Genomic DNA, 20,170 nt, shown 5'->3' with positions numbered 1-20,170 from the left:
AATTTCATCTTAAATTGGTTTAGCTGATTAATGACGCTTTGTGGATGTAGGTAGTGTACGGAAAGATGGGTGTGGGAAACTGGCATGGGCTCCGTCAGCTGGCCGCAGAACTGGTATTTTCTAACCTTTCCGAAGTGCTTTTTGGCGGCACGCGGGTATTCACCGAGAAATCCTGATGCATTTCTCGGTTCAGTACCCGCTTAGTATCCGATGGTAGCCAGTCGAATACTATCCGCCAAAAAACACTTCGAAAAGGTAAGTAAATACTCAGCTCAGCTCTACGCTTCCTATGCCCATACCAGTTTCCCACACCCATCTTTCCGAGATAGCATTCGTTGATACAAAGCTGGTTTTCTCAGCAGGTTGGAACCCCTGGGCTGTGGCAGGCTGTTCTTTTTTGGATGCTGCGCTATGTTTCGGCTGTTTGCGTAAAAGAAGATGGAAGTTTGCTCCTTTTTCTGATTACAGACAGAATGAAAAACAAATTCCGTCCTCAAGATCAGTTGCTTTACTCCAATCGCGTCCGGCATGCCACAACCCCAGGATCCCATCATGCTGAGAAAACCAGCTTTCCGTACACTACCTACATCTACAGAGCGCCATGCCTCAGCTAAACCCAAATTCAAGAAACTGTTCGCTCTAGTAATTTTAGAACCAATTCTCCATAATGTGTGACGCACAGTTGTCAGAAAGCGATTTTAAACGCTCTAGGATTTCTTGGTTTTTAGAAAAGTGGGATATAAGGTAATAAAGGGAAGCTAATAAATAGAAATTGAATCAATTGTGCAAAAAATATGAAAAAATTACAAAATAAGTGTTGACAGATCGGTTTCCAGGTGGTATCATAACAAAGTTGTCTCAAACAGACAGCAAAGAACAAAATCCGACACGAATGTAACACGAGAAATCGACTCGAATAAAGTTGAAAAAACTCAAAAAAAGTGTTGACAAATGATTTACAAAATGGTATCATATAAAAGTTGCTGTGAGAATGGCGACGAGATACATAAAAAACTTTTAAAAAAAGTTGTTGACAAAGACTTGGCGGTGTGATAGGATATAGAAGTTGCGCTAAAGAGTACAACAACAAAGAAAAGCAAGCAGAACCTTGATAATTGAACAGTGAAACAACCTTGAAAGATTCTATTAAAAGAGATTTCAAAATTAAGAACCGTATCAGAAATGATACAACCTTAAAACAGTAATAAAGGGATAAAATTAGCTAGTAGTTGATTTTTGAACTAAGATCAAAACTTTATTTGAGAGTTTGATCCTGGCTCAGGATGAACGCTGGCGGCGTGCTTAACACATGCAAGTCGAGCGAAGCATTAAAACCGATTTCTTCGGAAAGAAGTTTTAATGACTGAGCGGCGGACGGGTGAGTAACGCGTGGGTGACCTGCCTCATACAGGGGGATAACAGACAGAAATGTCTGCTAATACCGCATAAGCGCACAGTGCTGCATGGCACAGTGTGAAAAACTCCGGTGGTATGAGATGGACCCGCGTCTGATTAGCTAGTTGGTAAGGTAACGGCTTACCAAGGCGACGATCAGTAGCCGGCCTGAGAGGGTGAACGGCCACATTGGGACTGAGACACGGCCCAAACTCCTACGGGAGGCAGCAGTGGGGAATATTGCACAATGGGGGAAACCCTGATGCAGCGACGCCGCGTGAAGGAAGAAGTATTTCGGTATGTAAACTTCTATCAGCAGGGAAGAAAATGACGGTACCTGACTAAGAAGCCCCGGCTAACTACGTGCCAGCAGCCGCGGTAATACGTAGGGGGCAAGCGTTATCCGGATTTACTGGGTGTAAAGGGAGCGTAGACGGCATGGCAAGTCTGGTGTGAAAGGCAGGGGCTCAACCCCTGGACTGCATTGGAAACTGTCAGGCTGGAGTGCAGGAGAGGTAAGTGGAATTCCTAGTGTAGCGGTGAAATGCGTAGATATTAGGAGGAACACCAGTGGCGAAGGCGACTTACTGGACTGTAACTGACGTTGAGGCTCGAAAGCGTGGGGAGCAAACAGGATTAGATACCCTGGTAGTCCACGCCGTAAACGATGAATACTAGGTGTCAGGGAGCAAAGCTCTTTGGTGCCGCAGCTAACGCAATAAGTATTCCACCTGGGGAGTACGTTCGCAAGAATGAAACTCAAAGGAATTGACGGGGACCCGCACAAGCGGTGGAGCATGTGGTTTAATTCGAAGCAACGCGAAGAACCTTACCAAGTCTTGACATCCTCTTGACCGGACAGTAACGTGTCCTTTCCTTCGGGACAAGAGTGACAGGTGGTGCATGGTTGTCGTCAGCTCGTGTCGTGAGATGTTGGGTTAAGTCCCGCAACGAGCGCAACCCTTATCTTCAGTAGCCAGCAATTCGGTTGGGCACTCTGGAGAGACTGCCAGGGATAACCTGGAGGAAGGTGGGGATGACGTCAAATCATCATGCCCCTTATGATTTGGGCTACACACGTGCTACAATGGCGTAAACAAAGGGAAGCAGCCCTGYGAAGGTGAGCAAATCCCAAAAATAACGTCTCAGTTCGGATTGTAGTCTGCAACTCGACTACATGAAGCTGGAATCGCTAGTAATCGCGAATCAGAATGTCGCGGTGAATACGTTCCCGGGTCTTGTACACACCGCCCGTCACACCATGGGAGTCGGAAATGCCCGAAGTCAGTGACCCAACCGTAAGGAGGGAGCTGCCGAAGGTGGAGCCGGTAACTGGGGTGAAGTCGTAACAAGGTAGCCGTATCGGAAGGTGCGGCTGGATCACCTCCTTTCTAAGGAAAGAATGAGTAAAGGTTGTTTTACTGTTCAATTATTAAGTAATAAAAAGAGTATTCTGGGAAGCCGGGCAAAAGCCGGGCAGAACAAAATGCAGAAATGAAATTACTATAATAATATAAAATTTCTGGTGGCGATGCGCTTAGGGGAAACACCCGTACCCATCCCGAACACGATGGTTAAGACTTAAGCGGCCGATGGTACTGCACTGGTAACGGTGTGGGAGAGCAGGTGGCTGCCAGATTTAAAGAGGGCTTATAGCTCAGCTGGTTAGAGCGCACGCCTGATAAGCGTGAGGTCGGTGGTTCGAGTCCACTTAAGCCCACTAGGTTTTAAGCTAAGATAATTCCTCGGCAGAGGAAAGGTCCACTTAAGCCCGCTAGGTTAATAAAACCTGTCAATTAAATAAGAAGTAACAACCAAAGGAATATATCCATGGGGGTGTAGCTCAGTTGGGAGAGCACCTGCCTTGCAAGCAGGGGGTCAAGAGTTCGAATCTCTCCATCTCCATTCGGTTTTTTGAAATGGCAGCATTTGACTGTTAAAATTTAAAAAACCACGAAAAGAACATGTACCTTGAAAATCACATATAGAAATAATCAAAAATATCTAAATTAGATAAGACATCCGAGGTAGTTATCTTTTAAAAAAGGTAATTATTTTAAACTAGCAACAAAACTAAACCAACACCGAACAACGCTATGTGAGGTGAAAAAATGGTTAAGCGAACAAGAGCGCAGGGTGGATGCCTTGGCACTAAGAGCCGATGAAAGACGTGATAAGCTGCGAAAAGCTTCGGGGAGGAGCAAATATCCTACGATCCGGAGATATCTGAATGGGGAAACCCACTTGAGCAAACCTCAAGTATCCATACGCCAATACATAACGTATGGAAGGGAACCCGGGGAACTGAAACATCTAAGTACCCGGAGGAAAAGAAAGAAAACTCGATTCCCAAAGTAGCGGCGAGCGAAATGGGAGGAGCCTAAACCGGAATGCGTGCATTCCGGGGTTATGGACTGCATAACGTGACTTGAATGGTAAAAGAACGGTTTTGGGAAATCCGGCCAGAGAGGGTGAAAGCCCCGTATTTGAAACCAGAAGAGAGCAGGCAGTATCCAAAGTACCACGAGACACGAGAAACCTTGTGGGAAGTCGGGGGGACCACCCCCCAAGGCTAAATACTACTTAGTGACCGATAGTGCATAGTACTGTGAAGGAAAGGTGAAAAGAACCCCGGGAGGGGAGTGAAAAAGAACCTGAAACCCTGTGTTTACAAGCTGTGGAACCACTTTATATGTGGAACCGCGTACTTTTTGTAGAACGGTCCAGCGAGTTACGCTGGCTGGCAAGGTTAAGCACTCAAGGTGTGGAGCCGGAGGGAAACCAAGTCTTAATAGGGCGAAAGAGTCAGTCAGAGTAGACCCGAAACCGGGTGATCTATCCATGTCCAGGTTGAAGTTACCGTAAAAGGTAATGGAGGACCGAACGCACATCCGTTGAAAAGGGTGGCGATGAGGTGTGGATAGGGGAGAAATTCCAATCGAACCCGGAGATAGCTGGTTCTCCTCGAAATAGCTTTAGGGCTAGCCTCATATTAGTCTAACGGAGGTAGAGCACTGAATTTCCTAGGGGGCGTCAAAGCTTACCAAAGAATATCAAACTCCGAATGCCGTATAGATGATGTATGGGAGTCAGACTGCACGAGATAAGTTGGGCAGTCAAAAGGGAAAGAGCCCAGACCTCCAGCTAAGGTCCCAAAGTGTGTGTTAAGTGGAAAAGGATGTGGGATTTCGAAGACAACTAGGATGTTGGCTCAGAAGCAGCCATACATTAAAAGAGTGCGTAATAGCTCACTAGTCGAGAGGTCCTGCGCCGAAAATGTCCGGGGCTRAAACACAACACCGAAGCTGAGGAATGACATAGTCATTGGTAGAGGAGCATTCTTAACTGAGACGAAGCTGTACCGTAAGGAGCAGTGGATTGTTAAGAAGAGAGAATGCTGGAATGAGTAGCGAGAGGAAGGTGAGAATCCTTCCGGCCGAATATCCAAGGTTTCCAGAGTAAAGCTGATCTGCTCTGGGTAAGTCGGGGCCTAAGGCGAGGTCGAAAGACGTAGTCGATGGACAACAGGTTGAGATTCCTGTACTATAGTATAACAGAACTGTGGGGACACAGATGGAAAGCACAATCCGGGAATGGAAAAACCGGTACAAGCGGGGTAGGAGTAGTAAAGGCAAATCCGTACTACAATCTGAAGACGTGACGTGGAGCGAACTAAAGTAGCGAAGTGTGTGAGCCAGCTGTCAAGAAAAGCCGCTATTGTTTATATTATACCCGTACCGTAAACCGACACAGGTGGATGAGGAGAGAATCCTAAGGCCGACGGAAGAAGCATTGTTAAGGAACTCGGCAAAATGACCCCGTAACTTCGGGAGAAGGGGTGCCTCGAAAGAGGCCGCAGAGAATAGGCTCAAGCAACTGTTTAGCAAAAACACAGGTCTATGCAAAACCGCAAGGTGAAGTATATGGGCTGACGCCTGCCCGGTGCTGGAAGGTTAAGAGGAGATGTCAGCGCAAGCGAAGCATTGAATTTAAGCCCCAGTAAACGGCGGCCGTAACTATAACGGTCCTAAGGTAGCGAAATTCCTTGTCGGGTAAGTTCCGACCCGCACGAAAGGCGTAATGATTTGAGCACTGTCTCGACAATGCATCCGGTGAAATTGAAATACCAGTGAAGATGCTGGTTACCTGCGCCAGGACGGAAAGACCCCATGGAGCTTTACTCCAGCTTGATACTGGGATTCGGTATTGCATGTACAGGATAGGTGGGAGACTGAGAATTCACAACGCCAGTTGTGAAGGAGTCATTGTTGGGATACCACCCTTGCAGTATTGGATTTCTAACCAGCCACCGTGATCCGGTGGTGGGACAATGTCAGGCGGGGAGTTTGACTGGGGCGGTCGCCTCCGAAAGGGTATCGGAGGCGCTCAAAGGTCTTCTCAGAATGGTTGGAAACCATTCGCAGAGTGCAAAGGCAAAAGAAGGCTTGACTGTGACACCGACGGGTGGAGCAGGTACGAAAGTAGGACTTAGTGATCCGGTGGTATAAAGTGGGATTGCCATCGCTCAACGGATAAAAGCTACCCTGGGGATAACAGGCTTATCACTCCCAAGAGTTCACATCGACGGAGTGGTTTGGCACCTCGATGTCGGCTCATCGCATCCTGGGGCTGTAGTAGGTCCCAAGGGTTGGGCTGTTCGCCCATTAAAGCGGTACGCGAGCTGGGTTCAGAACGTCGTGAGACAGTTCGGTCCCTATCCGGCGTGGGCGCAGGATATTTGAGAGGAGCTGACCTTAGTACGAGAGGACCGGGTTGGACTGACCTCTGGTGTACCGGTTGTTCTACCAAGAGCATGGCCGGGTAGCCAAGTCGGGAAGGGATAAACGCTGAAGGCATCTAAGCGTGAAGCCCCCCTCAAGATGAGATATCCCCCGCATAAGCGGTAAGACCCCTTGAAGACGACGAGGTAGATAGGTTAGAGGTGGAAGTGCAGTAATGTATGGAGCTGACTAATACTAATAGGTCGAAGGCTTATCCATAAGGTTTAGGATAATGTCAATAAAGTTGATATGATCAACGAAGTTGGTAATGCAAGAACGGATGATAATTTGATGAATTTCTATGTGTGATTTTGAAGGTATATGCATGTAAGGCAGCTAAGGATAGCTGCTTTTTTTGTGCGCTTTTTTATAAGCTCGAGATTAATTTATCTACGGATCAGGTGCCGTATGGGACTAATAATTATATTGTAGATTCCAAGGTAATGTATTAAACTGTAGGTGATATTAGGAGGGAACATATTAGGAGGGAACATATTAGGAGGGAACATATCAGGAGGAAACATATTAGGAGGAAATATATTGGGAGGGAACATATCAGGAGGGATCATATCAGAAAAGGAGGAGGTAAGAAGGGCAGGATTTATTGAAGTAATATTGAAGTAATAATATTTTAATTACCAATTGGCTCTTCTAAAAGATGAATATTATGTGGGATAATCTATTACTGATGATGAAGCAGTTGAAAAATATGAAATTGAAGAGGAAGATTATGATTTCTCTTATATTTGTCAGCGTATTTGCAATATTATGTTCAGGTATTGCTGGTATTATTATTTTTAAGGAGATTATGGTAGAAAATGCTGAAAAGTTATCGAATAACCTGGTAAAGCAAATTGCTTATAATCTGGATGAACGTATTGGGGAGTTTGAAAGTACATCATATCGAATTGTTAATTTTCAGAGTACAAAGGAGTTACTGTCGCAGAAAAATATTGAAGATGATTCTGTCGAATACGTGGAGAAGAACACGAACTTTGCAGATACAATTATACAGCAGCCATCCCTTTATCAGTATTCCAGGGCAGCGATTCTAGAATCAAAGTATGGAATGGTATATCGGTTTAGCAGAAGCGGAACTGAGGTACAGGATATGTCAGATGCTAAAAAGAAGCTGAATGATCTAAGGGGATTAGTGACAAAAAGCAGTCCGATTGCATGGACGGTGCTGGATGGTGAGATTGTATTTGTAAGAATGATTGTAAATGACAAGAATTTTGAGGAAAAGGGATTGCTGTGCTTTTTTATGAACCAGACCTTTTTTGACTTTATTGACAGGGGAGACGAGCTGTTATCGAATGAGAATCTTATTATTACCAATGCCCATTCAGCAGTATTGCAAAACTATTGTTATGATTTAGAGAATCAATCTTTACAGGGAATTGTATTTGATGAAGATAAGGATTATTTTCTCAAAAACTACAGAGTGAGTTATGAGAATGAGGAATATCAGGTAACAAGTATTTTAAGCAGTAAGAAGCAGTGGCATGTTATAAGTCTGATAAAAGTGCGGGAACTGATGAAGAAAGAGGAGTTTATTTTTCTGGCAGCTGCTCTAATTGCACTGGTGAGCATTGGATTTGCAATATTATTTACCTGGATTATATCCAAAACGATTACCAGGAATTTAACACTTATGGAAGAGAATATGAAGAAGATTGAAAAGGGGGATTTTAAAGCAAGAGTCCGGCCGGTTAGCTATGACGAAATTGGTATGCTTGGATTACAGTTTAATTATATGTCTGTTCAGATTGAGAATCTGATTGACAATTTAGCAAAAGAGAAATTTGCTAAAGAAGAGGCCGAGTTTAATGCACTTCAGGCACAGATTAATCCCCATTTTCTTTACAATACGCTGGGATCTGTGAAATGGCTTGCTCACAAGAAAAATGATCCGGAAGTGGAGAAAATGGTGGATTCTGTAATATCCCTTATGCGTTTTGCTATAAAAAAGACGGATGCTTTCATTACGGTAGAAGAAGAAGTAAACTACATTCACCAGTATATATTTTTACAAAAGGCGAAATATGGAGATGCTTTTCAAGTTGTTTATGAAGTGGATCCTCTTGCTAAGGAATTTAAGATGCTGGGGTTTATATTGCAGCCATTAGTAGAAAACTCTATCTATCACGGGATTGACATGTCTACGGGTGAGGGAGAAATAAGGATAAAGGTATCAGCAGAGGATCATTCTTTAGTCTTAAGGATTGAGGATAATGGAGTAGGATTCTCAGAAGAAAGGCTGGATGAGATTTTGCATAAAGAGAAAAAGTATAAGGGTTTTAATAGTATAGGTATCAAAATTGTAATGGAAAGATTATCTGCATATTACAAAAATGCTTATGATTTCCGAATTACTAGTGAAGAAGGAGAAGGAACGAAGATTGAAATCAGACTGCCATTGTATCAGGAAACGAAGGAGGTAGAGCTTTATGAGCAGTTATAAAGTACTAATCGTTGACGATGATCAAAATTTCAGATATGCAGCGAAAGAAATGATACCCTGGAAAAAGTATAATTTTGTTATTTCAGCGGAAGCTGTAAATGGAAAACAGGCATTGGAGCTCATGCATCAGGAGATATTTCATCTGGTTGTTACTGATATGAGTATGCCGCTTATAAATGGGGTAGAGCTTATCCGAATGGCTAAACAAGAATATCCGGACGTGTTGTTTGTAGCATTAAGTGCTTACGATGATTTTGAATTTGTGAAAGAATCTCTAAAATGCGGGGCTGAAGATTATATTTTGAAATATGATATGGAGGAAGAGAAAACCGAGCAGGTGATTATGGAAATGAAAAATAAATTGCTGCACATGCAGAAGTCGAAAGCGCATCAGCAGTTTATAATGCAAAAAGAAAACTTTTTTATTGAAGGATTCCTGAAAAGTATTGTGGAAGGAAAGGAGTATTCCAGGGAACAGTTAAGGACATGTATGGAGCTTTTAGAAATTGGAAGTGAAGTGCAAATCAGTGTTATAATTATTGAAACAAACCGGGACATGGGGAAAGATACGATTAATACTTTAAAAATAATCAGGCCGAAGCGTTTAGCGTTTTGTCCGATAGATGAATGCAGATGTTTTTTAATATATGACTTTGGCATTTGTAAAAGTATGAGTGAGGTGCATGAGAAAAAGCAGAAATTTATGATGGATATCTATCATCACTTAAAGGATAAGGGATATCAGGAAGTTACATTGGGGGTAAGTGATTTTTGCTACAGATGGGATGGAATAAAGCTGGCTTATAAACAGGCAGAATCGGCATTTGCAAGAAGTGTTTACATGGGGAAAGATCAGATTTATGATTACGGGTCTCTGAGTACAGTTATAGAATCGTCTGTAGTGAAGGTGAGTTATGAGTCTCTGCAATATGCAGTTTTTCATCAGGACATGGAAGGACTTACAGTCGAATTACACCATTTGGGAGAGCAGATATTGCGTGAGCAGCCAGCGGTGGAGTATTTGAATAAACTGTTGCAGGATGTCTATATCTTTATTTATACGGAGGTCTTGAAAAAGAAATCAATTAAGAGAATATCTGCGGGTGATTTGGACGGATTAAAAGAATGTTTGGAGAAAGAAAACAGCTTCCTTGGTAAAATGGAGGCACTGAATAATTACTTACGACCGGTTTACGCAGTCATGATGGCTGGAAAAAAGGCTTATAGCAAAGATATTACCCGTGCGATTACATACATACGGGAACATTTTAAAGAAGATATTAATTTGAGGGAGGTAGCTGGTTATATTGGACTCAGCGAAAATTATTTATCTAATTTGTTTAAGAAGGAGACGGGAGAAAATATGGTGACATATATGAATCGATGCCGGATTGAACTTGCCAAGGAGTTGATTACAAATACAGGTATGAAAGTATATGAGATTGCAGAGGAAGTCGGTTTCAAAAATACTACATATTTCTCCACGATCTTTAAGAAAATGACTCATATGACGGTGCAGGAGTTTAAAAACCATAAATAGTGAATGAAATGGATAATTTGTTAATTGTTCCGCTGCCGTTACAGGACTTACAATATACCTATCAAAAGGAACAGGAGGAATTGAAAATGAAGAGGGTTTTAGCAACGGTTATTGTAGGTACATTGCTGGCTGGATTGTGCACGGGCTGCGCTGGGACACAAAATGAAGCAAAGGCGGGGAATAAAGAGGATAAAAATGTTACGATTACCTGGATGAAAAATACGGGGCAGGATACAGATACACAATGGGAAGATGAAATGGCAAAGAAGTTTATGGAAGAGAATCCGAATATTAAGGTGGATATCCAGAGGCTGGCATTTGATAATTATGTGACATCCGTACAGACGAAAATCGCAAGCGGCGATGCGCCGGACCTTATGTATGTGGAGGGGGATTTATTAAAGTCTTTTGCAAAGAACGGATACCTTACGGATCTTTCTAACGAAGAGTTTATGAAGAACTTTGATAAGAAGGATCTTGCGAGCCTTACGGTAGATGATAAGATAATGGCAGTATCTAACTCCTTTGGTACGATGTGCGTGACCTATGACAAAGATTTGTTCAAACAGGCAGGAATTCAAGAGGTGCCCAAAACAATTGATGAATTTGATGCCGCTTGCCAGAAGCTGCAGTCAGCCGGTATTGTACCTATTGCCAATGGATTTAAAGAGTCCTGGTGCATTTCGGGGAATTTGCAGACGGATTATATTACCTCGGTATTGGCGCAGGATGAAAATGCGATTATTGATGTGATCAGCAGACAGAAAAAATTTGTGGACAGTGATCTTTGGAGAGATGAATTTCAGCGTTTTACAGATCGTTTCCAATATTCGAATGATGATCCGTTTGGGACAGACTGGAATGGTGCCGGTGATTTAATGGCAACTGGAAAAGCGGCAATGATTTTGTGCGGAAACTGGGCTGTTACACATGTGCAGGGAAAGAATCCGGATGTTAACCTTGGGATCTTTGCCATGCCTTACAGCAATGAGGCAGATGATACGGTTATGGTCATTCAGTCCGCAGCATCCGGATCGGGTGTTTACAGCGATTCACCGAATAAAGAGGAAGCCCTTAAATTTCTTGCGTATATTTCATCTCCGGAAGCGGCGACCAGAGGATCGGAACTATCTCACACGCCAACGATTGTGAAGGGAGCAAAAGCACCGGAGGATGATCCTGCATTACAGGATATCAATGCTTATGTGGAAAGCGGCAAGACGTTCAGTCAGGGGTCTATTGACCATAATTTCCCAAATGAATACAGAACGGCACTTGAAACACTGGTTTCTAAACACTTGCTGTCGGAAGAGAAGGATGTAGAGGCATTATTGAAGAACCTGGATGAAGAGTTTGACCGTATCGCAGGGGCTGAAGGTAAATAGAATAATTCCAGTATTCCACATCCCGGTATTTGGGATGTGGGAACAGAAAGGATGAAGAAATGAAATCAAACAAGAGTTATCTTCTATTTGCATTGCCGTCTGCCATTCTATTTATTTTTGCTATTGTAATTCCTTTTATTATGGGGATTAATATTGCGTTTACGGATTGGGATGGCATTTCTCAAACATACAATTATAATGGCTTGCAGAATTTCAAGACGTTTTTTACTGATAAAAGTGTACTGCAGCCAATTAAGAATACTTTCATTTATGGGATTGGGTACACCGGACTGAATAATATTTTATCTTTAATATTGGCATTATTATTGAACAGATGGATTAAAGGAAGTAAGGTTTTAAAGACGGTGTTCTTTATTCCGATGGTACTCAGCTCTGTGCTGGCTGCATTTGTATGGGGATTTATTTACAAAGATGTATTTTCGGCAGTATTTGGGATACATAGTTTGTTAGGAAATCCGTCTACGGTAATTTCAGGGATCATCGTGATTGCACTTTGGAATGCAGTTGGATCTAATCTGATTATTTATATGGCTGGGCTGGATAACATCCCGGATATGTATTATGAAGCATCGGCGATAGATGGTGCAACTTTATGGCAGCAATTCCGGTATGTGACTCTGCCCATGCTGATTCCTACATTTACGATCTGCATTACGTTAACATTTACTACCGCCCTTCGTGAATTTGGTACAGTAATGGCTGCAACCGGGGGAGGTCCGGCAGGGTCTTCCGAAACACTGGCTATTTATATATATAAAAATCTGTTCTCTTTCCAAAAAGCAGGATATGGGCAGGCAGTATCTTTTGTTTTCATGGTGATGCTGGCTCTCATCGGGACGCTTATGCTGAGATTCTTCAGAAGAAGAGAGGTGGAGTACTAAGATGAGAAAAAAATTCACACCTGGTGTAATTGTTGCTAACATTGCTGTATATTTGCTGGCAGTTGTCTTTCTGGCTCCATTTCTGATCAGCATTCTTTTATCTTTTAAGACCCCACAAGAAACAACCGGCAATGTTCTGGGGCTTCCAAAGATATTGCATTTTGAAAATTTTGCCCAGGCAGCGGAACAGGCTAAAATTGCTCAAAGCTTCTTAAACAGTATCATTATTACAGTGGGGACGGTTGCACTTATTGTATTATGCGCATCTACTGCGGGATATGCAATCGGCAGGTTCTATCATAAACGTTCCATGAAAATCTATGAAATGGTATTAATGGCATCTATGATGCTTCCCTTTCAGACCGTAATGATTCCGATTTATAAAATGTTCAAATCACTGGGGATGCTCAATACCCATATGGGAGTTATGATTATTGTTGCCGCAGTAAATCTTCCTTTTGCAGTGATGCTTTATACAGGATTCGTAAAAGCACTTCCGGTGGAATTGGAGGAGGCAGCGAAAATGGAGGGGTGTACTGGAGGAAAAATTTTCTGGAGTATTATATTTCCTCTTTTAAAACCCATTACCTTTACCATTGCAACGCTGATGACACTTTGGACCTGGAATGAATTTAATGTATCGCTGTTGGTTTTGCAAAAAGATACGGTGAAAACAATTCCGATACAGCAGTATGTTTTCTTTGGTCAGTATTCATCAAATTATAATCTGGCTTTTGCAGCCGCGGTATTATCCATGATCCCGGTGGTTCTTTTCTTTATTTTTGCTCAAAAATATATTGTAAAGGGATTAGTAGATGGTGCAGTCAAAGGCTAGACCTTAATATATAGAAGAAAGATGGTAGAACTATGACAGATAATTATGGCAAATTTAACGCACAAGAGGGCAGTAACAGTCAAAGAGCACGGTGGATCTGGTATCCGGGTGATTTTGAGATATATCACGCATTAAAGGTGAATACCAGGAGAGAAGAAAGGAATATTATGTGGCCGGCATTCTGGCGCCTTGATGATTGCTGCCACAATGTGAGATTCCGAAAAAAAGCAGTTTTTGAAAAGGAAACCAGAATCTGTGTTTATGCAAATGGAAATGGATATTTTGACGTGGATGGAAAAAAATATCCATATGGGGAAATGATTCAATTGCCGGAAGGAGAACACGACTTTTTGGCGGTTGTATTCCATTTGGAGGGGCTGCCGGCACTCTATGCAGAGGGAGCGGATGCGGCCAGTGATTCTTCCTGGGAAGCAAATATGTACAGTGATGAATGGGTGCAGGCAGGTTTTAATGAGCTGTATTTTGATAAAAACAGAACGCCCGACATATTCCCGTTTTCATATAAGGATATCGTGCCAATTTCCAAAGAACGGTTGGAAGAAGGGATTTTATACGATTTTGGGAAAGAGATATTTGCTTCGGTTTTGATCAGAAGCAGCGGAAAAGAAGGGGTACTTAACATTTATTATGGGGAATCCAGAACGGAAGCGCTTGATAAAGAACATTGTTACCTATATGAAAAGACTGATCATGTACAGGAAGAAAAGGTATTCCGAAACAGAGCCTTTCGCTATATTCTGGTGGAGACCTCAAACGAAATTGAAGTATCTGCAAAAGAAGAATATCTTCCCCTTGAACCGGTGAAAAGGTTTCAGTGCAATGATGATTTATTAAATAGAATTTGGGAGATATCGGAATATACCTTCCATTTGAACAGCAGAGAATTTTTTCTGGATGGGATTAAGAGAGACCGTTGGATTTGGTCAGGGGATGCTTATCAGGCATATAAAATAAACCAGTATCTTTACCAGGATAAGGATATAAGCAGGCGAACGATTCTGGCACTCAGAGGGAAAGATCCGGTAGAATGTCATATTAATACGATTACAGATTATTCTTTTTTCTGGATAATGAGTGTATATGAATATTATCTGGGATATGAAGATAAAGAATTTTTAAAATTGATTTATCCTAAAATGAAAAGCCTGATGGAATTCTGTATTGGCAGAACGGATGCTGAAGGGTTTATTGTAAAGAAATGCAATGACTGGATTTTTATTGACTGGGCAGATATTGACAAAGAGGGGGCTGTATGTGCAGAACAGATTTTGTTTGCAAAGAGTCTGGAGGCCATTTTGCTATCGGCTGAAATTCTGGGGATTGAGGAGTGCGGTTACCGGGAACGTCTGGAAAAATTGTGCAGAGATATAGATACGCATTTCTGGGATGAGAACCAGGGTGCATATATCAGCAGTTTTTCATCCGGTAAAAAACAGGTAACCCGCCATGCTAATATCTTTGCAGTGCTATATGATTTTGCAGATGTGGATAAGAAAAATAAAATAATTAAAAATGTGATTCATAATGAACAGGTCCCGCAGATTGTTACACCTTATTTTAAATTTTTTGAACTGGATATGATGGGAAAGATCGGGGAGTGTCAGTATGTTTTGGACCAGATCCGGAACTATTGGGGCGGAATGGTTGAAAAAGGAGCCACCACATTTTGGGAAACCTATGATCCGGGTGAAGATGAAAAAGAGCGTTATGCAATGTATGGCGATCCTTATGGAAAGAGCCTCTGCCACGCATGGGGAGCCAGCCCGATTTATCTGCTGGGGAGGTATTTCAGGAGAGGGTGCTGATAAAATGGGGGTGCTGATTAAAGAAACGATTTGCAGATTGAGATGCTTTCCAATGGAAAGTATCTTTTTTTGTGCGCAATTTACTTTTGCTATCATATAGTAATAAGAGCCTATGCAGCGAGGAGAACAAGGATGATAACCAATATTTATGATTTTGGGATAATCGGCGGGGATATGCGCCAGGTTTATATGGCTCAGATATTGGCAGAGCAGGGGTACCGTGTCTGTGTCTATGGTTTATGCAAAGATATAAGCCTGGATAAAAAGACGGACGGGATCAAGGGAGAGCCTGTTCTGTGTGAAAAGTCTTTGACCAATGCCGTTCAAAAGTCAGGGATTATAATTGCACCGGTTCCAATGACTAAAAATAAAATAGATTTGAACAATCAGACTGGAAAAGATGATTTGCGTTTAAATGTACTGATGGAATCGTTAAAGGAAGGACAGTACTTTTTTGCAGGCTGCATTCCGGAAAGCTTTCAGGTTATGGCAGCGGATAAAGGTGTTGTATGCTGTGATTTTATGAAAAACGAAGAATTGGCGACATACAATAGCATTGCTACTGCGGAAGGATCCATTGCGGAAGCTATTCAGAAAAGCCCACTGAACCTCCACAAGAGCCATTGTCTGGTACTGGGGTATGGAAAATGCGGTAAGACACTTGCGGCATATTTGAAAGGTATGTTTTGTAAGGTTACTGTCTGTGCAAGAAGGCCGAATGTCCGGTCCGAGGCTTCTGTTTTAGCAGATGAAGTAATTGACTTTGATGAAATTCAGGATAATCTTAAGCAGTATTCTTTTATATTCAACACAATTCCCAACATGATAATGGACCGTAGTTTATTAAAGTCCGTTAAAAAACAAGCGATTATTATTGATATAGCATCCGCTCCCGGAGGAGTTGATTTTACGGCAGCGAAAGAGTTGGGAATTCCGGCATGGCTTTGTCCGGGGCTTCCTGGAAAATATGCACCCGAGTCATCTGCAAGAGCAATGACTGACGTATTGATGCAAGTAATGCAGTAGCATGTTAAGAAGGAGTGAAGTGATATGTCTTTAGAGGGTAAAAAAATAGGGGTTGCTTTTACAGGATCATTCTGCACGTATAAAAAAGTATTTGAAGAACTGAAAAAGCTGGTGGATGCCGGTGCTGAGGTACAGACTATCTTTTCCAATGCCTCTCAGACGATTGACAGCAGATTTGGAAAAGCCGCAGATTTTGTAGCGGATGCGGAGAAAATCACAGGTATTAAACCTATGATGACAATCAATCAGGCGGAGCCGATCGGTCCTAAAAGTCTGCTGGATCTGCTGGTTATCCTGCCTTGTACCGGAAATACCATAGCTAAGCTTGCCAATGGTATTACAGATACCCCTGTTCTTATGGCGGCTAAGGCGCATCTGCGTAATGAAAAGCCATTAGTTGTATCTGTTTCCACAAATGATGCATTGGGAATGAATATGAAAAATATCGGACTGCTTTTAAATGCAAAGCATATTTATTTTGTTCCTTTTGGTCAGGATGACCCGGTGAAAAAGCCGAATTCAATGGTGGCGCATACGGAACTTTTGATTCCGGCAGTAGAAGCGGCACTTCAGGGCAGGCAATATCAGCCGATTATTCAGTAAATAAAAGTACGTTGTTAGAAAGGTTAAGGTGATGCTATGTGTGGAATTGCCGGATTTTGTAATCCGTTTACGGAATTTGCCAAGGAGGAAAGAAAATGGAGGGGTATTCTGGAGAAAATGAATCAGGTACAAAAGCGCAGAGGACCGGACGATGAGGGAACTTATCTGAATAAGGGGTGCGGTCTTGCCCATGTGCGTCTTTCCATTATCGATTTGGTCACCGGGCATCAGCCAATGATAAAGAAGGCAGAAGCCAGAGAGTGTGCCATTGTCTACAATGGTGAGATTTATAATATGGGCGAATTGAAAAAAGAGCTGCAAAACGAAGGCGCCTGTTTTGAAACCACCAGCGATACAGAAGTGATACTGGAAGGATACATGCTTCATGGAGTGGACTATATTAAGAGATTAAATGGAATCTTTGCGATCGCAATCTGGGATGCGAATCAGGAGAGTTTATATCTGTTCCGTGACCGTCTGGGCGTAAAGCCTTTATTTTATACAATGGCAGGTGAGACCCTGGTATTTTCTTCAGAGATAAAAGGGTTGTTTGAATATCCCCAGATCACTCCTGTTCTGGACCGGGATGGCTTATGTGAGATTTTTGCACTGGGACCGGCAAAGTCATATGGCAAAGGTGTTTTTAAAAATGTAATGGAAGTTCTGCCGGGGCAGTTTATCCGATTTGCCAAACACACATGGGAGCAGAAGCCTTACTGGGAACTGGTCAGTAAACCCCATGAGGATTCATTTGATGAGACGGTGGAGAAGACAGCCTGGCTGTTAGAAGATTCTGTGAAAAAGCAGATGCTGTCCGATATTCCGATCAGTACGTTTTTATCCGGAGGTGTAGACAGCAGCCTGGTTACGGCAATTTGTGCGAAAGAACTGAAGAAGCAGGGAAAAGTACTGAATACATTTTCTTTTGATTTTAAGGATAATAAGAAGTATTTTAAATCAAATTCATTCCAGCCCAGTGAAGACAGACCATGGGTTGATCAGATGGTGGATTATTGCCAGACAAACCATCATTATCTGGAATGTGACAATATAGAATTAATCGATTACCTGTTTAAGGCGGTGGATGCCAGGGATCTTCCCTGCATGGCAGATGTAGAATCCTCACTTCTTTATTTCTGCTCAAAAGTGGTAGGTATAAACAGCGTAACCCTGACTGGAGAATGTGCCGATGAGATTTTCGGAGGGTATCCATGGTTCCATAAGAAAGAGGCTTTTGAAGCAGATGCATTTCCATGGTCCATGAGCATGGAGCCCAGAAAGACGCTGCTGTCTGAAGATGTCATCCGCCAGCTTCATATGGAGGAATATGCTCATGAAGCATATCAGAAGACCATTCGTGAGACTCCTCTGCTTCCTGGAGAAAGTAAGGAAGAGAAAAGAAGGAGAGAAATTGCATACCTGAATCTGCGGTGGTTTATGGTGACTCTTTTGGATCGTATGGATCGTACCAGCATGTACTCCGGTCTGGAAGCAAGAGTTCCCCTGGCTGACCACAGAATTGTGGAATATATCTGGAATGTCCCATGGACAATGAAGTGTCCGGATGGTATTGTAAAGGGGCTGCTGCGTTCAGCAGGTGCAGGAATGCTGCCGGATGATGTATTGTGGAGGAAAAAAAGTCCGTATCCCAAGACCTATCATCCGGAATATGAACAGCTGCTTGGCAAACGTCTGCAGGAAGTGATTGCAGATCCAAATGCACCGATCAGGCAGCTTCTGGATACGAAAAAAGTAAATGATTTTGTGAACAGTCCTTCTGATTACGGGAAACCATGGTATGGTCAGCTCATGGCGGGACCGCAGATGCTTGCTTTCATGCTTCAGGTGAATTACTGGCTGGAGCAGTATCATATTCAGATTGTGTAGCGTAATAAAATGGGGGAAAGAGATCACTATATCTTTCCTCCATTTCTTTGCTGAGGGAAAATGTTTTAGGGTTATTGAAGCATTTGCGATATAGTTTCTTTACAGGCAGCGGAAAGAGAAGTATAATATGTTCAAGTATGTTGGGGATAAACTAAGGAGGAAGAGCATTTGATTATAGGTATTGTAATTGTTGCCGCAGTTTATACGTTATTAAACGTATATCTGGCATGGAGGTATACGCCCTTTATTCGGGCGGTTATACCAAAGCTGAAGTTCTGGTGGGTAGCAGTTGTATTTGCAGTTTTGGGATGCAGCTATGTGCTGCCATCCTGTTTGCCTATGTGGGGATGGGTGAGGATTGCCGGTGCAATAGGCTGTTACTGGATGGGTTTTTTTGCATATAGTATGTTATTTTTTTGTGTTTTAGAGATCGTAAGACGTTTGGTGATGCGTCGGCTTAGTGAGAAGGGGCGTGGGAAATATCAGGTAATTTCTGCGGGTGTGGTATTGCTGCTTTGTACTCTATTAATCATTGGCGGGAGAATGCATGCCCAGGATATAGAAAAGATTAACTATGATATTACGCTGGAAAAAAACTGGGATGGCCCGCCGCTTAAAGTGGCTCTATTGTCCGATGTGCATCTGGGACATATTAATGGGGAGAAGAGAATGGAGCAGATTGTAGAAGCAGTGAATGCGGAACAGGCAGATCTGGTCTGTATAGCAGGTGATTTGTTTGACAGCAGTTATGAGGGGGTACGTAATCCAAAACGAATCGCAGAACTGATTGGTATGATAGAAAGTAAATATGGTGTCTTTTTATGCTGGGGGAACCATGATGCAGGCACAGGATTCGCAGACATGAAAGAATTGATAAAAAAAACAGGTGTCCATATTTTAGAAGATGAAATTTTTACGATTGAAGGAGTCTGCACCATTGCAGGGAGAAGAGATTCGGCACCTATTGGTAGTCAGGGAAGTGATCGCAGGGAGCTGGGAAAAATCAGTGAAATAAGCCAGGGAGAAGAACCCTTGCTGGTATTAGACCATCGGCCATCTAATGCCGAGGAATATGAAAATGTGGACTTGGTTATGAGTGGACATACCCACGCTGGCCAGGTGTTTCCGTTTAATCTGCTGACCCGGCTGAGTGAAAAATTTAACTACGGTTATTATACTACGGAAAAAGGAGTTCCGGTAATTGTAACATCGGGCATCGGCACATGGGGACCTCCGTTACGTATTGGCACAGATTCCGAGCTGGCAATCATTCAGCTGCATGGGAAATAAAAATGCGGAAAAGAAATGGGAATATACACAGAAGCAGCAGCTGTCAGTGATGGGCTGCTGCTGTAATTTATGGAAAAATGAAAAAAATTTGTGGAAAAATGCAATTTTGTATTGAAATTATATGTAATTTGTGGTATAAATAATAAGTCGGTAATTTACAGAGGGGATTGGTCAAGTGGTATGACAGAAGTCTCCAAAACTTTTAGTGGGAGTTCGATTCTCTCATCCCCTGTTAA

At 42.5% G+C, this 20,170-nt stretch carries 11 protein-coding genes, 3 tRNA genes and 3 rRNA genes; all 17 read left to right on the top strand.

Annotation, left to right across the window (positions count from 1 at the left end; genetic code table 11):
- Positions 1-53: 53 nt before the first annotated feature.
- The 17 genes from QR40_RS32415 to QR40_RS02590 all read left to right on the top strand — a co-directional run bounded on the left by QR40_RS32415 (position 54) and on the right by QR40_RS02590 (position 20,166).
- Positions 54-176 carry a hypothetical protein gene (locus tag QR40_RS32415; RefSeq protein ID WP_276325413.1) on the top strand — a complete coding sequence of 41 codons (123 nt, stop codon included), beginning with the start codon at positions 54-56 and terminating at the stop codon, positions 174-176.
- 1,079 nt (positions 177-1,255) lie between these two features.
- A 16S ribosomal RNA gene (locus QR40_RS02665) occupies positions 1,256-2,786 on the top strand.
- Between the two features lie 130 nt (positions 2,787-2,916).
- Positions 2,917-3,034: ribosomal RNA gene (gene rrf, locus QR40_RS02660) — 5S ribosomal RNA — on the top strand.
- A 7-nt stretch (positions 3,035-3,041) separates the two neighbouring features.
- Positions 3,042-3,115, top strand: a tRNA-Ile gene (locus QR40_RS02655).
- 112 nt (positions 3,116-3,227) lie between these two features.
- A tRNA-Ala gene (locus QR40_RS02650) sits at positions 3,228-3,300 on the top strand.
- 208 nt (positions 3,301-3,508) lie between these two features.
- Positions 3,509-6,395 (top strand): 23S ribosomal RNA (locus tag QR40_RS02645).
- Together the 16S, 23S and 5S rRNA genes with 2 tRNA genes alongside form the textbook arrangement of a ribosomal RNA operon.
- A 490-nt stretch (positions 6,396-6,885) precedes the next feature.
- Complete coding sequence (locus QR40_RS02640; protein WP_160295764.1) at positions 6,886-8,640, top strand: sensor histidine kinase; 1,755 nt, start codon at positions 6,886-6,888, stop codon at positions 8,638-8,640.
- Positions 8,627-10,180, top strand: a complete 1,554-nt coding sequence (locus QR40_RS02635; protein ID WP_044293181.1) for a response regulator transcription factor — start codon at positions 8,627-8,629, stop codon at positions 10,178-10,180. Before QR40_RS02640 ends, QR40_RS02635 begins: the two co-directional genes overlap by 14 nt.
- A gap of 86 nt (positions 10,181-10,266) precedes the next feature.
- A complete protein-coding gene (locus QR40_RS02630; protein ID WP_160295763.1) occupies positions 10,267-11,565 on the top strand; it encodes an ABC transporter substrate-binding protein in 1,299 nt (432 codons plus the stop codon).
- Between the two features lie 59 nt (positions 11,566-11,624).
- A complete protein-coding gene (locus QR40_RS02625) occupies positions 11,625-12,467 on the top strand; it encodes a carbohydrate ABC transporter permease (protein WP_027293434.1) in 843 nt (280 codons plus the stop codon).
- A gap of 1 nt (position 12,468) precedes the next feature.
- Positions 12,469-13,302 carry a carbohydrate ABC transporter permease gene (locus QR40_RS02620; RefSeq protein ID WP_027293435.1) on the top strand — a complete coding sequence of 278 codons (834 nt, stop codon included), beginning with the start codon at positions 12,469-12,471 and terminating at the stop codon, positions 13,300-13,302.
- 32 nt (positions 13,303-13,334) lie between these two features.
- The gene (locus tag QR40_RS02615; RefSeq protein ID WP_052430662.1) at positions 13,335-15,128 is read left to right on the top strand and encodes an alpha-L-rhamnosidase-related protein; all 1,794 of its coding nucleotides are present in this window, start codon (positions 13,335-13,337) and stop codon (positions 15,126-15,128) included.
- A 132-nt stretch (positions 15,129-15,260) separates the two neighbouring features.
- Positions 15,261-16,154: a dipicolinate synthase subunit DpsA gene (gene dpsA / locus QR40_RS02610; RefSeq protein ID WP_044293179.1), complete on the top strand. Its 894-nt coding sequence runs from the start codon at positions 15,261-15,263 to the stop codon at positions 16,152-16,154.
- A 24-nt stretch (positions 16,155-16,178) separates the two neighbouring features.
- A complete protein-coding gene (locus tag QR40_RS02605) occupies positions 16,179-16,757 on the top strand; it encodes a dipicolinate synthase subunit B (RefSeq protein WP_027293437.1) in 579 nt (192 codons plus the stop codon).
- Positions 16,758-16,793: 36 nt separating this feature from the next.
- On the top strand, positions 16,794-18,644 hold the full coding sequence (asnB, locus tag QR40_RS02600) for an asparagine synthase (glutamine-hydrolyzing) (RefSeq protein ID WP_044293178.1): 1,851 nt from the start codon (positions 16,794-16,796) through the stop codon (positions 18,642-18,644).
- A gap of 168 nt (positions 18,645-18,812) precedes the next feature.
- Positions 18,813-19,934 (top strand): metallophosphoesterase, encoded by a 1,122-nt coding sequence (locus QR40_RS02595; RefSeq protein WP_052377747.1) that lies wholly within the window; start codon positions 18,813-18,815, stop codon positions 19,932-19,934.
- A gap of 161 nt (positions 19,935-20,095) precedes the next feature.
- Positions 20,096-20,166 (top strand) — tRNA-Trp (locus QR40_RS02590).
- The last annotated feature ends 4 nt before the right edge of the window (positions 20,167-20,170 follow it).

This window comes from Robinsoniella peoriensis, from assembly GCF_000797495.1.
GTDB classification, from domain to species: domain Bacteria; phylum Bacillota; class Clostridia; order Lachnospirales; family Lachnospiraceae; genus Robinsoniella; species Robinsoniella peoriensis.
Note: the sequence above shows the minus strand (reverse complement) of the source record. Positions and strands in the feature narration are given on the sequence as shown.

Bases quoted from the DNA above. Each gene is read 5' to 3' on its own strand.
- QR40_RS02625 (WP_027293434.1), top strand. From the start codon at position 11,625: ATGAAATCAAACAAGAGTTATCTTCTATTTGCATTGCCGTCTGCCATT.
- QR40_RS02630 (WP_160295763.1), top strand. From the start codon at position 10,267: ATGAAGAGGGTTTTAGCAACGGTTATTGTAGGTACATTGCTGGCTGGA.
- QR40_RS02640 (WP_160295764.1), top strand. From the start codon at position 6,886: ATGAAATTGAAGAGGAAGATTATGATTTCTCTTATATTTGTCAGCGTA.
- QR40_RS02615 (WP_052430662.1), top strand. From the start codon at position 13,335: ATGACAGATAATTATGGCAAATTTAACGCACAAGAGGGCAGTAACAGT.
- QR40_RS02605 (WP_027293437.1), top strand. From the start codon at position 16,179: ATGTCTTTAGAGGGTAAAAAAATAGGGGTTGCTTTTACAGGATCATTC.
- dpsA (WP_044293179.1), top strand. From the start codon at position 15,261: ATGATAACCAATATTTATGATTTTGGGATAATCGGCGGGGATATGCGC.
- QR40_RS02620 (WP_027293435.1), top strand. From the start codon at position 12,469: ATGAGAAAAAAATTCACACCTGGTGTAATTGTTGCTAACATTGCTGTA.
- QR40_RS02635 (WP_044293181.1), top strand. From the start codon at position 8,627: ATGAGCAGTTATAAAGTACTAATCGTTGACGATGATCAAAATTTCAGA.
- asnB (WP_044293178.1), top strand. From the start codon at position 16,794: ATGTGTGGAATTGCCGGATTTTGTAATCCGTTTACGGAATTTGCCAAG.